Source organism: Micromonospora sp. NPDC049060 (assembly GCF_040649055.1).
In the GTDB taxonomy this organism is placed as follows: Bacteria; Actinomycetota; Actinomycetes; order Mycobacteriales; family Micromonosporaceae; genus Micromonospora; species Micromonospora reichwaldensis.
On the sequence record NZ_JBEZEV010000054.1, the window covers coordinates 12749 to 28651 of the forward strand.

The 15903-nt window shown below is 72.4% G+C and carries 16 protein-coding genes; 5 read left to right on the forward strand and 11 right to left on the reverse strand.

Annotation, left to right across the window (positions count from 1 at the left end; translation table 11 throughout):
* Positions 1-54: 54 nt before the first annotated feature.
* The 7 genes from AB0B83_RS19430 to AB0B83_RS19460 form a co-directional block, all read right to left on the reverse strand.
* Entirely contained in the window at positions 55-636 is a 582-nt protein-coding gene (locus AB0B83_RS19430) for a dihydrofolate reductase family protein (protein ID WP_357579357.1), read from the reverse strand.
* 66 nt (positions 637-702) lie between these two features.
* Complete coding sequence (locus AB0B83_RS19435) at positions 703-1542, reverse strand: helix-turn-helix domain-containing protein (protein WP_357579358.1); 840 nt, start codon at positions 1540-1542, stop codon at positions 703-705.
* 119 nt (positions 1543-1661) lie between these two features.
* Positions 1662-2087, reverse strand: coding sequence for an Hsp20/alpha crystallin family protein (locus AB0B83_RS19440; protein ID WP_311413318.1), 426 nt, complete (start codon positions 2085-2087; stop codon positions 1662-1664).
* A gap of 95 nt (positions 2088-2182) precedes the next feature.
* Positions 2183-2668 carry a GNAT family N-acetyltransferase gene (locus AB0B83_RS19445; RefSeq protein WP_357579359.1) on the reverse strand — a complete coding sequence of 162 codons (486 nt, stop codon included), beginning with the start codon at positions 2666-2668 and terminating at the stop codon, positions 2183-2185.
* Positions 2669-2726: 58 nt separating this feature from the next.
* On the reverse strand, positions 2727-3245 hold the full coding sequence (locus tag AB0B83_RS19450; RefSeq protein ID WP_357579360.1) for a DUF2087 domain-containing protein: 519 nt from the start codon (positions 3243-3245) through the stop codon (positions 2727-2729).
* Between the two features lie 61 nt (positions 3246-3306).
* A complete protein-coding gene (locus tag AB0B83_RS19455) occupies positions 3307-3939 on the reverse strand; it encodes a response regulator transcription factor (protein ID WP_357579361.1) in 633 nt (210 codons plus the stop codon).
* Positions 3936-5138 (reverse strand): sensor histidine kinase, encoded by a 1203-nt coding sequence (locus tag AB0B83_RS19460; RefSeq protein WP_357579362.1) that lies wholly within the window; start codon positions 5136-5138, stop codon positions 3936-3938. The genes AB0B83_RS19455 and AB0B83_RS19460 overlap by 4 nt, the downstream gene beginning before the upstream one ends.
* 231 nt (positions 5139-5369) lie before the next feature.
* Between AB0B83_RS19460 and AB0B83_RS19465 the strand changes: the two genes are divergently transcribed.
* The 3 genes from AB0B83_RS19465 to AB0B83_RS19475 all read left to right on the forward strand — a co-directional run bounded on the left by AB0B83_RS19465 (position 5370) and on the right by AB0B83_RS19475 (position 8617).
* On the forward strand, positions 5370-6389 hold the full coding sequence (locus tag AB0B83_RS19465; RefSeq protein ID WP_357579363.1) for an FtsX-like permease family protein: 1020 nt from the start codon (positions 5370-5372) through the stop codon (positions 6387-6389).
* The gene (locus AB0B83_RS19470; RefSeq protein WP_357579364.1) at positions 6386-7066 is read left to right on the forward strand and encodes an ABC transporter ATP-binding protein; all 681 of its coding nucleotides are present in this window, start codon (positions 6386-6388) and stop codon (positions 7064-7066) included. The genes AB0B83_RS19465 and AB0B83_RS19470 overlap by 4 nt, the downstream gene beginning before the upstream one ends.
* 90 nt (positions 7067-7156) lie before the next feature.
* A complete protein-coding gene (locus AB0B83_RS19475) occupies positions 7157-8617 on the forward strand; it encodes a hypothetical protein (RefSeq protein WP_357579365.1) in 1461 nt (486 codons plus the stop codon).
* Positions 8618-8636: 19 nt separating this feature from the next.
* Here the strand turns inward: AB0B83_RS19475 and AB0B83_RS19480 are convergent, their stop codons facing one another.
* Both AB0B83_RS19480 and AB0B83_RS19485 read right to left on the reverse strand, forming a co-directional pair.
* The gene (locus AB0B83_RS19480; protein ID WP_357579366.1) at positions 8637-9401 is read right to left on the reverse strand and encodes an MBL fold metallo-hydrolase; all 765 of its coding nucleotides are present in this window, start codon (positions 9399-9401) and stop codon (positions 8637-8639) included.
* Positions 9402-9614: 213 nt separating this feature from the next.
* Entirely contained in the window at positions 9615-10814 is a 1200-nt protein-coding gene (locus AB0B83_RS19485; RefSeq protein ID WP_357579367.1) for an FAD-dependent oxidoreductase, read from the reverse strand.
* 232 nt (positions 10815-11046) lie between these two features.
* On the opposite strand from AB0B83_RS19485, the gene AB0B83_RS19490 reads away from it, so the two are divergent.
* The gene (locus tag AB0B83_RS19490) at positions 11047-12894 is read left to right on the forward strand and encodes an ABC transporter ATP-binding protein (protein ID WP_357579368.1); all 1848 of its coding nucleotides are present in this window, start codon (positions 11047-11049) and stop codon (positions 12892-12894) included.
* 109 nt (positions 12895-13003) lie between these two features.
* On the opposite strand, the gene AB0B83_RS19495 is transcribed toward AB0B83_RS19490, so the two are convergent.
* The gene (locus AB0B83_RS19495) at positions 13004-13501 is read right to left on the reverse strand and encodes an endonuclease domain-containing protein (protein ID WP_357579369.1); all 498 of its coding nucleotides are present in this window, start codon (positions 13499-13501) and stop codon (positions 13004-13006) included.
* A 389-nt stretch (positions 13502-13890) separates the two neighbouring features.
* Here AB0B83_RS19495 and AB0B83_RS19500 point away from each other — a divergent pair, with 389 nt between their 5' ends.
* Entirely contained in the window at positions 13891-14199 is a 309-nt protein-coding gene (locus AB0B83_RS19500) for a hypothetical protein (RefSeq protein WP_357579370.1), read from the forward strand.
* Positions 14200-14377: 178 nt separating this feature from the next.
* Here AB0B83_RS19500 and AB0B83_RS19505 read toward each other — a convergent pair whose 3' ends face one another.
* Positions 14378-15106, reverse strand: a complete 729-nt coding sequence (locus AB0B83_RS19505) for a hypothetical protein (RefSeq protein ID WP_357579371.1) — start codon at positions 15104-15106, stop codon at positions 14378-14380.
* Positions 15107-15903 lie beyond the last annotated feature (797 nt).

The following is a 15903-nucleotide window of genomic DNA, read 5'->3' on the forward strand; positions in this document are numbered from 1 at the left end:
GCTTCGGGTCGAGAACGGGAGGAGGCGCGCCCTACGCGCGCCCGCTCAGATTGGTCAACGGCGCACCCGGTATCGCAGGTGCAGCACCCGGTTGCCCTGGATCGTCACGTCAGGATCCTCCAGCAGGTGCTGTGCGTGGACCGACCCGAAGTAGCGCTTGCCGGACCCGAACACGACGGGTACGACGTCCATGCGCACCTCGTCGACCAGGCCCGCGGCAAGCACCTGGCCACCGACGTCGCCGGCGGCGACCTCGACCATGCGGTCTCCCGCAAGCTCCTGGGCCCTGGCCACGGCTGCCTCGACGCCGTCGACGAAGTGGAACGGCGCCTCGGGGTCCCAGCCCTCGGGCTCCGGCTGGTGCGTCACGACGACCACGTGGTCGACCCCGCCCGGAGGCTTGCCGTCCCAGCCGTCCGTCAGGTCGAAGACGTGGCGGCCGACGATTGTCGCCCCGATCTGGTCCCAGTACGCCCGGGTGTAGTCGTAGGACGTCTGCGACACCTTCAGCTCGCCGCTGGAGTCCAACGGCACGTCACCGCTGGACAACCAGTCGAACAGCGGCCCGGGCTGGTCGTTGTCGTCCGCGACGAAGCCGTCCACCGACACCGAGCTGTACATGACCACCTTGCCCATGGGGCGCTCCTCTGCTGGGGGATGCCCCCATGTTGACGTGTCGTGAGCTGTCGCTCTTGTAAGAAATCAATCGGTTGGCAGTGGCCAGCTGTCCAGCACGTGGCCGGGATGCTCGCGCAGGAACTGCCGCCGGACTTCCACGTACCGGGTCGGCGTGAGCCCGGTGAACGCCCGGAACTCGTGGCCGAAGTGGGCCTGGTCGAAGTAGCCCGCGCGACCGGCGAGGTCGCCCCAGTCGACCGGTTCGGCGGGGTCGATCGAGAACACGGTGGCGGCGAAGCGGTAGGTGCGGGCCAGCCGCTTCGGCGTGACGCCGATGAGCTCCTTGAACCGCTGTGCCAGATGAGTGCTGCTGACGCCGGCTGCCACCCTCAGGTCGCCGATCGCCACCGCCCCGCTGGCCGCCGCGATGACGCTGCTCGTACGGCGGACCAGTCCCAGGCCGGCCATCTCGCACAGCCGTCGCGTCAGCTCCTCCTCGAGCAGCGTCAGCATCTCGTGCGGTCCGTCCGCCGTGGCCAGCCGGTCCCGCAGCTCAGCAGTGGCGGGCCGGCCCCACACCTGCTCCACCGTCACCGGCCGGTCGCACAGCTCGGCCGCGGGCATCGGCAGGAACGGCGCCAGCCCCCACGGCTTGAAGTGCACGCCGACGGACCGGGTCCGCAGTGGGTAGCCGAACTCGAAGGCGCGGGTGGGCATGGTGACCACGCAGCCGTCGGCGTACCCGGCCGGCTCGATGTCGGTGCCGGCGCGGATGCGGAACGGCGCCCCGAGGTTGACGATGAGCAACGCCGCCGGCATCGGCGGCAGCGTCAGCCGGGCGTACGGCGACGTCCCCTCCAGGTAGTAGAGGTCGTCGATCAGCCCGTCCAGCGGCGGTCGCGGCACTCTGGACACGTACTCCACGCCCACAGCATCGCCGACGCCCCGCCGGTATCGCGCGCCGACACGGGTCTCACCGGCACCCCGGGAAAAGCGAGGGGCGGGGCGGCCGCACCGGCCGCCCCGCCCCTCGCCCGCCGGGATCAGGCGTTGATCTCCTTGCGGCCGTTGGCGGTGGCCGTGACGGTGACCCGGCGGGGCTTGGCCCGCTCCGCGACGGGGATCCGCAGGGTCAGCACGCCGTTGTCGTAGCCGGCCTCGAGCTTGTCGGTGTCGAGGGTGTCGCCGAGGAAGAGCCGCCGGGTGAAGGTGCCCATCGGGCGTTCGGCGGCGACGAGCTCGACGTTCTCGCCGGCGGGCCGGCGGCGCTCGGCGCGCACGGTCAGCACGTTGCGCTCGACGGTGCAGTCGATGCTGTCCGGGTCGACGCCCGGCAGGTCGAACGCCGCGTAGAACCAGTCGCCGTCGCGGTAGGCGTCCAGGGGCATGACCGCGGGGCGCGCGGCGGTGCCGAAGAACTGCTCGGTGATCCGGTCGATCTCACGGAAGGGGTCGGTGCGCATCAACATGGCCTGCCTCCTCGGTTCTCCTGGCCGAAGGTCCTTGAGTTGAGCCGATGGGACTCAACTTCCTGTTCTTTATTTAGCGCGTTCCGGCCGCGACGTCAACTCAGGACCTTCTCGAACCAGTGCTGGGCGTAGGCACCGTCGTTGTACGCCGGGATCTCCCGGTAGCCGTGCCGGGCGTACAGGGCGCGGGCCCCCACGAGGTCGCCGCGGGTGTCCAGCCGGATCCGGTCGGCCCCGGCGGCCCGGGCCCGCTGCGCCACGGCGGCGAGCAGGGCCGCCCCGCCGCCGTGGCCGCGGTGCGCGGGGCGCACGTACACCCGGGTCAGCTCCGCCCAGCCCGGCCGCCACCGCAGGCCGGCGCAGCCGGCCGGACGAGCGTCGCGGTACGCGAGCAAAAGGACCCCGGTGGGCGCGGCCAGGTCGTCGCTCGGGTCGTCGGCCATCGCCGCCGCGACCTCACCCGGCCGGACCGGGCGAGCGTGGTAGCGGCGGACCATCTCCTCGAAGTACTCCTCGAGCAGGATCGTCGCCTCGGGCCGGTCGGGACGGGTCGGCACCGTCGTCCAGTCTGTCTCGCTCACCAGTCGATCCTCGCCCTCGGGTCAACGGGAAATCCGCCGGCCGCGACGAGGGTGGCGCTCAGTCGCCGACGCGCCAGTAGACGCCCTGCTCCCGGGCCAGCAACTGCTCGTCGACCAGGTACCGGCGCAGCGCCACGTGGTCGGAGCCGCCGTCCTCGCACCAGCGCCGCAACACCTCGTCGACCGCCCGCTCCGGATAGCGCACCCCCGGCTCGAAGGACTTCGCCACGTGCGCCAGCACCAGCCGCCGCCGGCCGCGCTGCGCCGGCAGGCCGGTCAGCCTGTCGTCGCGCACGAAGGTGCGCAGCACGCGGTCCGTGGAGTCGCCGGCCGGCCGGGGCGCCGCCGGCGTACGGGCCGCCTCCCGCAGCCGCTCGGCGTCGACCCGCAGGTCATCGTCGCCGCCGGTCACCAGGCCCGCGTCGACGAGCCGGCGGATCGCGGTGAGCACCTGCCGCGCCGACAGGCCCGTCCGGTCGGCCACCGCCGGGGCGTCGGCGCCGCCCAGCACGATCGCCGCGAAGACCTGCCGCCGTACGTCGTCGGCGAGTGCCCCCGCCAGAGCCTGCGCTGTCATGCCGGCCACCCTGCCAGCAGGCGTACGCGCACCGCACGTCAATTCCGCCCGCGCGGCCCGGTCACCGACGGATCAGCCCACGGGCCCGGGCGACGGCGACGGCGGCGGTACGCGAGTCGACGTCGAGCTTGCCGTAGACGTGCACCAGGTGCGTCTTGACCGTGGCCTGGCTCAGGTGCAGCCGCAGGCTGATCTGCTGGTTGGACAGGCCGTCGGCGACGAGCTGCAGGACCTCCGTCTCGCGGCGACTCAACGCGGTGCCCGGGGCACGCACCCGACCCATGAGGCGACGGGCGACGGCCGGGGCGAGGGCGGAACGGCCGGCGGCGGCGGCGCGCACGGCCGCCGCGAGTTCCTCGGGCGGGGCGTCCTTGAGCAGGTAACCGATCGCACCGGCCTCCACGGCGGCGAGGATGTCGGCATCGGTGTCGTAGGTGGTCAGCACCAGCACGGCGGGGCCGCCGGGGCGGGCGGTGATGGCGGCGGTCGCCTCGGCGCCGTCCATCCCCGCGCCGAAGCGCAGATCCATGAGCACCACGTCGACCCGCTCCCCCTCGGCGAGCGCGACGGCCCGCTGCGCGGTCGCGGCCTCGGCGACCACCTCGAAGTCCGGCTCGGTGGCCAGGACGGCGCGCAGCCCGGCCCGTACGACCGGATGGTCGTCGGCCAGCAACAGTCGGATCGGACCGTTCACGCGCCCGCCTCCCCGGTGCCCGGGCGCGCGAAGCCGACGGCCAGCCGGGCGCCGCACCCGGGCGCCGACTCCACGATCAGGTTGCCGCCCAGCTCCTCGGCCCGGGCCCGCATGGCGGCCAGCCCGAACCCGCCGTCGCCGTCCGGCCGGTCGCCGGCCGCGCCCACGTCGAAGCCACACCCGTCGTCGACCACGTCGAGGACGACGTCGCGCGCGCCGTACCGCAGCGTCACGTCGGCGCGCCTCGCCCCGGCATGGCGCACGGTGTTGGCCAACGCGGACTGCGCGATCCGCAGCAGCGCCACCTCGTGGCGGGTCGGCAGACGCACCGCCGTCCCGTCTACCCGCAGGCGTACGGTCAGCCCGGACGCGGCGGCGGTCGCGTCACACAGCCGCCGCAGCGCCGCCGGCAGCGAAGCGCCGTCGAGGCCCGGCGGTGTCAGGGCGCGTACGAACCGGCGCGCCTCGACGAGGTTGTCCTGCGCGGTGCGGCGGGCCTGCTCGACGTGGCCCGCCGCCACGTCGAGCCGGTCGGGGAACGCACGCTGGGCGGCACGCAGCAGCAGTTGGATGCTCGACAACCCCTGGGCGAGGGTGTCGTGGATCTCGCGGGCCAGGCGTTCCCGCTCGGCGAGGACCCCGGCGGCGTGCTCGGCGGCGGCCAGTTCGGCGCGGGTTGCGGTCAGCTGCTCGATCAACCGCCGGCGGCGCTCGCTCTCCCGGTACAGAGCCTGGTAGCCGAGGACCGTGCCCACCGACACCGCGGCGCCGATGGCGGGACCGATCACCGCGCCCGGCGTGAGCGCCCCCTGGTGGCCGGCGACACCGGCGACCGCCGCCACGGTCGTCGCCGCCACCGCCACGATCCCCCAGCGCACGGGCAGCAGGTGCAGATGCAGCAGGAACAGCGGAAACGCGAACCACACCCCGTCCGGGGTCAGGGCCAGCAGCACCAGCCACCCGCCGGTCAGCACCGCCAGCCAGGCCAGCGCGGCAGGTCGGTGCCGGCGCACCAGCGGCAGCGCCGCCCCGACGGCGTAGACGACGGCCAGCGCCACGGCCGCGGCGAGCACGGCGGCACGCCGCGGGCCCGGCCCGGTGACGGCACGCATGGCGGCCACCGCGAGGAGGAGCCCGACCAGCAGGTGCAGGCAGCCGCGCAGCACCCGCAGCGGACGAGCGAGCGATTCCGCGTTCACGATGCCTCCAGGCTAGGACGCCGACGGCCGCCGCCATCAACCAAAAGGTTGATCCCGACGTACGCAGTGCGACGCCCCGAGACCGATCGGCGGCGCGATGGCACCGGCCGCCATCCGGACGACGGTTGGTGCCGGGCCGCCACCGCGGCTTCAGGCACCTACCGGAAGGCTGATGCGATCGTGTTCGTCGCGTGGAGAGATCTACGGTTCGCCAAGGGCCGCTTCGCCCTGATGGGAACGGTCGTGACGCTGATGACGCTGCTGGTGGTCCTGCTGTCCGGGCTGACCGCCGGACTGGGACGCGGCAGCACCTCGGCGATCAGCGACCTGCCCGCCGACCACCTCGTGTTCTCCGCCCCGGCCGACGGGCAGAAGCTCTCGTTCACCGAATCCACCGTCAGCCGCGAGCAGTGGCTGCGCTGGCAGGACGTGCCGGGGGTGAGCGCCGCCGCGCCGCTGGGAATCGCCACCGCCCGCGTCGACGCGGGCGAGCGCAGCGCCGCGCTGTCCGTGTTCGGCGTCCCGCCCGGCTCGGGCCTGGCACCCGCCACCCTCGCCACCGGACGGGCCGTGCTGTCGCGGGGCGCGGCCGACGCGCTGCACGCCCGGCCCGGACAGACCGTGTCCGTCGGCACACACCGCCTCACCGTCGACGTGGTGGCCGGCGACGCCTCCCACAGCCACACCCCGGTGATCTGGACCGACCTGCACGACTGGCAGGTCCTGGCCCCCGGCGCCGACGGCGACGCCGCGACGGTCGTCGCGCTGCGCACCACCCGCGACGCCGACCTGGCCGCCGCCGACCGACACCTGCACACCAGTACGGTCACCCGCACGCAGGCGCTGTCCGCGATCGGCTCCTACACCGCCGAGAACGGGTCGCTGCAACTGATGCGCGGGATGCTGTTCGGGATCTCCGCCCTGGTCGTCGGCGCGTTCTTCACCGTGTGGACCATCCAACGCGCCCCCGACGTCGCCGTGCTGAAGGCGCTCGGCGCCACCACCGGCCACCTGCTGCGCGACGCTCTCGGGCAGGCCCTGGTGCTGCTGCTCGCCGGCACCGCCGCCGGCACCGCGCTCGCGGTCGCGCTCGGCGCCGCGGCGGCCGGCACGGTGCCGTTCGCGCTCACCGCCGAATCGGTGCTGTTCCCGGCCGCCGTGACGATCGCGCTCGGTGCGACCGGCGCCGCCCTGTCCATCCGCCGCATCACCTCCGTCGACCCGCTGATCGCCCTGGGGAGCGCCCGATGAGCCTCGCACTCGCCGACGTCACGCTGACCTACCCCGACGGCGACGCCCGGCTGACCGCGCTCGACCGGGTCAGCCTGCGCGTGCCGGCGGGCAGCACCACCGCCGTCATCGGCCCCTCCGGCTCCGGCAAGTCGAGTCTGCTGGCGGTGGCCGCCACCCTGATCACCCCCGACTCGGGAACGGTGCTCGTCGCCGGCACCGACACCGCGGGGCTCGGCCGCGCGGGCACGGCCGCGCTGCGGCGGGAGAAGATCGGAATCGTCTTCCAGCAACCCAACCTCATCGCCTCGCTGACCGCCGCCGAACAGCTGCAGGTGATCGCCCACCTCGCCGGCGGTTCCCGCCGCGCCGGCCGCGCCCGCGCCGCCGAACTGCTGGCGGCGGTGGGGCTCACCGGCCAGGCCGCCCGTCGCCCGCACCAGCTCTCCGGCGGGCAGCGCCAGCGGGTCAACATCGCCCGCGCCCTCATGAACGATCCCGCGGTGCTGCTGGTCGACGAACCCACCAGCGCGCTGGACCACGAGCGCGGCTCGGCGATCGTCGAGCTGGTCACCGACCTCACCCGCCAGCGCGGCACCGCCACCGTCCTGGTCACCCACGACCGGGAGCACCTGCACCGCGTCGACGCGGTCGCCGAGATGATCGACGGCCGGTTGCGCCTGCCGGCCCCGGCCTGAGCGCCCGCTGCGCAGGTCCGGCGCTGCGCGGCGGCCCCCGGTGCGGCAGAGTGGCACCGTTGGCCGGCGAGCGAGGAAGGGCGGTTACGCGTGGAGGGTCCCACCGGGGTGGTGTTCCCGAAGACCGACGCGGGACGCAGTACGTCCACGCTCGGGCGGGCGGTCGTCGCCGACGCCCTGCGCGCCGTCGATCCGGTCGGCGCGCGCTCGGCGGAACACGAGACCAACTGGCGCCACGGCTACCTCGGGCACTTCCGGCGGCTCGTCGAGGCCGGACTGCTCTCCCGCGAGGCCGCGGTGACGATCGCCCGCGACGGGCTCGCCTCGCTGCACCGCCGGATGGCCGTGGTGAGCGCCGACGGCACCGAGACCGGCCTCGGCGAGGTGTTCGACGCGCCCAGCGGGGTCGCGCCGCTGCGCACGGCGGCGGTCGCCGGCACCGGCGAGGTCGACCGCGAGTTCTCCCTGCCGTACCGGGGCCGGCGGCTGCGCGGCGACGAGCTGCGCCGCCGGCTCGACGCGTGGGTGACCGCCGGCGTCGTCGAGCCCTCCTGCGCCGAGGCGGTACGCGCCGTCATGGCCAACCCGGACTGGCTCGACCTGCGCGACCAGCGCATCGTGGTGCTCGGCGCGGGCGCGGAGATGGGCCCGCTGCCGTCCGTGCTGCGCTGGGGCGGCGACGTCGTCGCGGTCGACCTGCCGCGCCCGGAGATCTGGCGGCGCCTGCTGGACACGACGCGCCGCAGCGGCGGCCGGCTGCACCTGCCCGTCCCCGCCGGCACCGACCCCGACGACGGCGCGTTGGCGGCCCGGGCCGGCGCCGACCTGCTGCACAACCTTCCGCAGGTGGCCGACTGGCTGCTCGGCGTCGACGGCCGGCTCGTGCTGGGCAACTACGTCTACGCCGACGGCGCGACAAACGTCCGGGTCGCCACGGCGGTCGACGCGCTCACCCTCCGGTTGCAGGACCGCCGCGACGACGTGGCGCTCGCGTTCCTGGCCACCCCCACCGACGTCTTCGCCGTCCCCGGCGACGCGGTGCGCCACGCCGAACGCGGCTACGCGGCGCGCGGCGTCGTCCGCCGGTCGTTGCGGGTCGCCTCCGGCGGCAGGCTCCTGCACCGCAACTACCCGCCGGGCGTCGACCCGGGCGTCAACGACAGCCTCGTCCCCCAGCAGGGCCCCAACTACGCGCTGGCGAAGCGCCTGCAACGGTGGCGGGCGACGGTGGCCCGCGACGGCGGGGCGACCGTGTCGTTCACCGTCGCCCCGCCCACCCGTACCCGCTCGGTGCTGCGCAACCGGGCGCTGGCCGCCGCGTACGCCGGTGCGCACCGCTTCGGCATCGAGGTGTTCGACCCGGCCACCAGCAACACGCTGATGGCCGCGCTCCTGGTGCACCACCTGCGTGCGGGCGCTCCGGCGCTGCCGCACCCGTGGCAGGACGAGGCGTACGGCGCCGCGCACGGCGGACTGTGGCGGGTGCCGTACGCCCCGCGCAGCGCCCTGGGCCTCGCCGTCCTGCTCGGACTCGGCGGCGCGCGGACCTGACCTGCCCCGGGGCGGCCGCTCAGCTCAGCTGGAGACGGTCGGCCAGGTCGGCCCGGGTGAACGCGGCGACCACGTCGTCGCGCCCCTCGGTGAAGTGGGCCCAACTGTCCACGTGCACCGGCACGACCCGCCGCGCGCCCAGGATGCGGGCGGCCTCGACGGCCTGGGCGCTGTCGAGGGTGAGCAGCGCGCCGTCGAACATGGGGGTACGCACGGCCCCGGCGAACAGCACGGCCGTGTCGACCGGCCCGAATCGCTCGGCGATCTGCCGCACCAGGTCCAGCGAGGCGTTGTCGCCGCTGACGTAGACCGTGGGCAGGTCGGCGGCGGTCAGGACGAACCCGACGACCTCGCCGGTGAGCGGCTCGCAGCCCTCCGGGCCGTGCCGGGCGGGCACGCCCGTCACGGTCACGGTGCCACCGCCGGGGCGCTCCAGCTCGACGGACTCCCACGCCGCCAGGCCCCGGGCGGTGCCGCCGAGGCGACCCGCGCCGCTGGGAGTCGTCACGGTCAGGGCGACGTCGGCCAGCAGGGCTCGACCGGCGTGGTCGAGGTTGTCGGGGTGCTGGTCGTGGGAGAGCAGCACCGCGTCGACGGGGCCGAGGTCGGCCGCGCCGGCGGCGGCGGGGGCCGTCTTGGTCAGGACCATGCCGGGGCCCAGCGGGTAGTCGCCGGGGGCGTCGAAGGTCGGGTCGGTCAGGAACCTGAGGCCACCGTACTCGATGAGGGCGGTCGGGCCGCCGAAGACGCGGACGGGGACGGTCGTCGTGCTGGTGTCGGTCACCACGGTTCCTCACGGTCGGGGGATGGCTCTGCCGTGAGGAACCGTAATCGACTGTTCATCCCAGGGTGAGCGGGGTGGCAGCCGGTTGATCGACTGCCGGGTCGTGATCCGGACCAGGTAGGCGGACGAAGGTCTCGGTCGCCGCGTCGGTGCCGTGGTCGCTCAGGTCCCCCCTGCGCTCCTTCGCGGCCGGCCCCCGGTGGTCGAGGGCTCTCATGACGGCCGGGCCGCCCGTGCGGTCGCCTCGACGCGCCCGGACCGCAGCAACTGCTGGCGCGTGTCGTCCTTGATCCGCACGGCGAGCGAACCGGGTCTGCGTGCCTCGTACGCCAACTGCCAGATGATGCTCCTGCACACGAGTTCCTTGAGCTTCGCGGCCGGGCGGCCGCCGAGGTGCAGTCGCACCGCGGTGTCGTTCCTGCGGGCGAACTGGAACAGGCCGGCGCGACGCCCCAGGCTGACGCACTGGCCGGCGAAGCCCACGTGGACCGGCGCGGGCTGCTCACCCGCGAGCCGGCTGAGCACCGTCTCGGCGGCCTGCGGCCCGAGCTGCATCGCGGCCTGGCAACTCATCCGGAACGGCAGGTCCGACGGCGCCGCCGAGTCCCCGGCCGCGACGATGCGCGCGTCGTCCACGCTCGTCAGCGTCTCGTCCGTGAGCAGCCGGCCCGACGCGTCGGTGCTCAGCCCGCTGCGGCGGGCCAGGTCCGGCACGCCGAATCCGGCGGTCCAGATGGTCACCGCGCTCGGCACCCGGCGACCGCCACCGAGCCGCACGGCATCGCCGGCGACGGCCGTCACCGTCGCGTCGGGGCCGTCGAGCACGGTCACCCCGAGCCGGGCGAGCCTCGCGGCCACCGAGCGCCGAACCCGCGGATGCAGGTACGGACCGAGCACCGCACCGCAGACCAGGGTCACGGCGCGTCCCGCCTCCGCCAACTCGGCGGCGGTCTCGATGCCGGTCGGGCCCCCGCCGACCACCGTCACCGGGGCCGTGGTGGGGGCGGCGGCGAGGACGGGCCGCAACCGCTGGGCCTCCTCCAGGCTCGCCACCGGGTAGGCGAACTCGGCCGCCCCGGGCACGTCCGGGGCGGCGCTGCCGCTGCCCACCGCGTAGACCAGGTAGTCGTAGCCGACCGTGCCGCCCGTCGCCAGCGTCACGCGTCGATCCGCAGCGTCGATCCGGGTCACGCTGTCGACGACCAGCCGCACGCGCCCGGCCAGGACGTCCCGGTAGTCGACGACCGCGTCGTCGGTCCCACCCACCAACTGGTGCAGGCGGATCCGCTCGACGAAGGTCGACCGCGGGTTGATCAGGGTCACTGTCACGTCGTCGCGCCGGGTCAGGCGATTGGCCGCCATGACGCCCGCGTACCCGCCGCCGATCACGACGACATCGGTGTTCCCGTTCATGGTGTCTCCTCCGTTTCCTGGGCCTTCGGTCTCAAGACACCGCGTGAGCGACCGTTGTGACAGGCGTGGGCCAGGTCACTGCCCGGGCCTCGGCGCGAAATGGAAGGCGGCACGCCGGGATGTCGCCTAGCCTCGCGAGGACACCCACCCGACACGAAGCGGAGATCGATCATGAGGACGTCCGGCGGTTTCCCCGGTTCCCTGTCCGTCTCCGCCGCCGGAAAGGCACTTCGTGTTCGGTCTGTTCGAAAACCCTGTTGATCCCTTCCCGACCGGCGACGACCGCACCCCGGCCGCCGGCGCCCGGCGGTTCCTCCTGGAGGAGTTGCGACCGCTACGACCGGTCGTGACGGCGGCCGTCGCCACCACCGTCCTGGCCGCCGCGATCGAGGTGTGGCTCATCGGGTACGCCGGACGCCTCGTCGACACGCTCGCCGCCGCGAGCCCGGACCGGCTCTGGGCCGACCACGGCACCGGGTTGCTCACCGTCGCCGTGTTCGTGCTGCTGGTCAGGCCGCTGATCCACCTCATCGGCGAGGCGCTGGACGACATCGCGTTCCGCGCCAACGCCCGCCCGCTCGCCCGCTGGCGGGCACACCGGCACGTGTCCCGGCAGTCCGTCGGCTGGTTCCGCACCGACCTCGCCGGACGCATCGCCACCCTGGTACGCGACGGCGGCGACGCCGCCAGCACCGCCGCGTACTCGGTCGTGCACACGCTGGTGTTCGTGATCGCCTACATCGCCGGCTCGGTGTGGCTGATGTCCACGATCGACGTGCGCCTGCTGCTCCCGCTGGGGGCCTGGATTGTGGCGTACGCGCTGCTCATGCGGTGGATCCTGCCGCGCTACCGGCGCGCGTCGGAGCGCCTGCAGGACGCGGAGTCCGCGCTGACCGGCCTGCTCGTCGACTCGTACGGCAACGTCGACACGCTCGCGTTGCTCGGCGGCCAGGAGACCCGCACCGCGCACGACCGCCGGGTGTTCGCGCGGTCCCGGCGCGCACACCTGGACCTGCAGCGGGTCGAGGTGACAATCAACGGCACCATGATGGCGCTCAGCAGCGCGCTGCTCGTCGGACTGGTCGGATACGGAATCGCGCTCTGGCGTACCGATGCCGCGCCCCTGGGTCTCGTCGCGGCCGCGCTGGCGCTCAGCTTCCGGATCACCGCGATGGCGGAGTGGCTCCTGGACGCCGTGTCGTCGCTGTTCGGGTCGGTCGGCGCGCTCCGGCGGGCCCTGCGGACCGTCGCGCAGCCGCTCGCGGTCGCGGACAAACCCCAGGCGACCCAGCTGCGGGTACGGGGTGGGGCCATCACCTTCGCGCAGGTCAGCCACCACTACGGCCGCGGCGGGGGCGGGCTCGACCGGCTCAGCCTCGACGTCGCCGCCGGTGAGCGCGTCGGCATCGTCGGCAGGTCGGGTGCGGGGAAGTCCACGCTGGTCGGGCTGCTGCTGCGGTTCCACGACGCGGAGTCCGGCACGATCATGATCGACGGCACCGACATCACGGACGTGACGCAGGAGAGCCTGCGCGGCCAGATCGCCATGGTCGCCCAGGAGGCCACCCTGCTGCACCGCTCGGTCCGGGAGAACATCGCCGGCCCCGACGCCGACGACGCACGGGTCGAGGCAGCGTTACGCCGGGCGTGCGCCGACCGGTTCGTCGCCACGCTGACAGACGCGGACGGTCGGACCGGCCTGGACGCGCATGTCGGCGAACGGGGCGTACGCCTGTCCGGTGGCCAGCGGCAGCGGATCGCGCTGGCCCGCGCGTTCTACCGCAACGCGCCGATCCTGGTGCTGGACGAGGCCACGTCCGCGCTCGACTCCGAGGCGGAGGCCGCCATCCACGACACGCTCAGCGAGGTGATGACCGCCCGTACGGTGATCGCGATCGCCCACCGGCTCTCCACCATCGCCCGGATGGACCGGATCGTGGTCCTCGACGCCGGCCGCATCGCCGAGCAGGGCACCCACGCCGAGCTGCTGGCACGCGGCGGGCTCTACGCGGAGCTGTGGTCGCGGCAGTCCGGCGGCTTCCTCGGCACAGCCGCGGTCAGTGCCGCAGCGGTCCCGTGACCTCGATCGGCTCCACGTGCCCGGTGAGCGGCGCGCGACGGTGCAACGCGAGCCCGACGTCGATGACGACGGACCGCTCCAGGTCAACCTCGATCACCCTCGCGCCAGATCACGCTTCTGTCGCAGGTCTCGATTGCGGCACGAGCGGTGCGTCCTCCCGTGCCAGGAGGTAGCGGGCGGCCGCCATCAGCGCCTCGGGCGAGTCCTGGAACGCGCCGAGGCCGATATTGCACTCACCGCAGAGCAGGCCGCGCACCTGCCGGGAGTTGTGGCAGTGGTCCACGACGAGGCGGAACGGCTCGGAGTTCGGTGTCCCGTCAAGCCGTGGCCGGCCTCTGGACCTGACCTTCAGTTCGCTCTCATGGCGACCGCAGATGGCGCACCGGTAGTCCTGAGCCGCACGCCGCGCGTCGTACTCCTGCGGCCTGATCCGGTAGAAGGACCAGAGGTTGTCGGCTCGGATCTTGTCCGGATTGGCTCTGCGGTTCTTGTGGTTGTTGGCGCGGGCGTACTCGCGGCACGAGGCGCACGAGACCAACTCTCGGCCGGCCTTCATGAAGCTCTCGAGCGGTCGGGTCTTCTCGCACCGATTGCACACCTTGGACACGCCACAACGATACTCCATATTGTTGTTACCCAAGAACAGTGATTATGATGCGCGGCCGATTTGCCCGTTTCGCGACGAGTCTTTGTTGGTTTATCGTTACTGGTAATCCGATAATCCACAGAGAGGGTGGCCCGTCCCGTCTCGCGAGCTGAGGCTGGGAGCTCAGACGGGTCGGCTCAACGCAGCGCAACTGGAACCGAGCGCCCGGACCGCCGTCAAACCCCGCTGACGGGTGTCATGAGTCATCCCCCGCAGCGAGGATGCTCTGACAGACTCCGCACCTGACCGACACGAGCGCCACCTTCTGGAACCGGCCAGCGACGTGGAAGGCGTTCCTGCTGGTCGGGGCCTACCTCGTCTTCTTCCTCGCCGTCGGACAGCTGGTCGGTGTGCTGGCCGGTGACGACATCGACAAGGACAACGTGCTCGCCGACCCGGCCAGCATCTTCCTCGCCCTGGTGCTGCCCATCGCGATCGGCGCGGCCGCCCTCATCGTCTTCGCCTGGCGGGTGGGCTGGCTCCGGGCCATCTTCGGACCTCAACCGGTCCGCGGCCGTGGCTGGATGTGGGTCGGGCCGGTGCTGGCGCTCCTCGCGGTCGCCGGCCATGTCGGGGCCACCAACTGGAGCAACTGGCCCTGGGCCAACCAGATCACCGCCGCTTTCACCCGGATCGCGGCGATCCCCGCCCCCGGCTGACCAGCTCAGCCCTGCCCCGACGACCGGAGGACCCAAGGAGACCACGCCCACCGCCGCGACAGACGGCCCGCCACCATGCCCCAGACCCGGCCCCATCGACAAAGGACGATCACGGACGCGGGCCCGGAACGCCCGACATCAGCCGTGAACGATCGAGGCTAGGATTACGCGTGCTTGCTCAGGCCGGAATTACGAGCAGCCTGAGCGCCAAGGCCTCGGCCGGGAAATGCCCCAGACGCCGGGCTAGCCGCGTGGGAAGGTGCAGCAACGTCACAGCCACCTTCATCTGGAAATCCGCTCCAACCTCCCGGCCCGAACTCGCGACGAGTTCACTTTCACCCAATACTGCCTCGATCTCACGAAACATGCCCTCAGTCCACCGACTTTCGATAATCACCAGCGATTCCCCGAACAGCGGAGCGAGGGCTGCACGGACCTTTGCGACATCCGTGGCGAGCGCAATGTGCCGTTCATCGCCAGTCCCTCGATCGGCCGTCCACAGGTCCAGCAGGTGACCGTCCTCCAAGAGAGAACGCTCGACAGGCGGCCTACGCTGAAGCTGTTTGTGAAGTGCCTGACCGGTGAAGGACGACGAGGCATCTCTGCGGGCAACGGCGGCGGCCTCGGGTCTCACAGTGAGGCTGCTCGCGTCATCGATCGCCAGTGTGCGGTCCGTCCAGGCACCTTGAGCCACAACTGCCTGGTTTTCTAGGCGATCAAGGTAAATCGATGAGTCAACCACACGTAGTTCCACCGGCGTCGACGTAGCGACGATTTGGCTGTCGGCCGTGACCACCGTTCCGCCGTCTGGGATAAGGAGCGCCGCACGGCCGAGCCGGATCAGAAGTCCCTCTGCACGGGCTAGCTGCCCCTCGTCAACGACGAGGGGCAGCCACGAGCTACTCACCGAGCATCCCAGATGTCATTCATTTGCTAACCACACTCAACAAACTCCGACCCAGTTCTTGTTCTATCAGCGATGTGAGGTGCGGGAGCGCGATCTGCATCTACCTCGAGTATCCAATACGTGCAGGGGGGCAAGCCCTCCTGCACGCACCTGAGGGACGACAGGGGGATTTGGTATGTCTGGCTAATGTACTGCTATCGTGCTAGGCATTTGGCCTGCGTCGTCATGTGGAAGCGGTCCCAAGGGACCCAGGTGACTAGCGGCGCTACCGCAGAGGCCCTCAACTGGTAGCTAGCTTGTAAGGCAGAAGCAGCGGAAGCCGGCGTGGCCGCGCTGCCGCTCGCGATCACTGGGGTGGCCGGCGCAAAGATGAGCGCCGCACTTGCAAGTCCTGCGAGAAGCAGTGATCCAGATCGACGTCTGAGCATTGTCTACCTCTTTCCCCGTAGTGCTTCTACTGGGACCAAACCTATCAACGCTCCTAGATGCATGTCGATGTCTGGCGGTGCAAACCACCTGCCCGAACCGGTGGGCATCGTCTCATTCGTTCGGCTCCCGATGCATGTAGTTCACGAAAGTGGAGTGTGGGGCGTGGGGCGCGGATAGTGCTCTGGCCACGAACGTGAGGGTCGGAGGTTAGGCTGCGTGGGTGGCGGATTGGCCCCACCGGTGTTGTCGTTCGCCCACCCGCACCCGGCGAGCGGCATGCACGCGCAGCGGATCGGCCTGCACGAGACGGGCGATCGCCGGCACCGTGTTTCTGCCAGCCGAGGCGAGCACGACCATCGCTCGTCGTA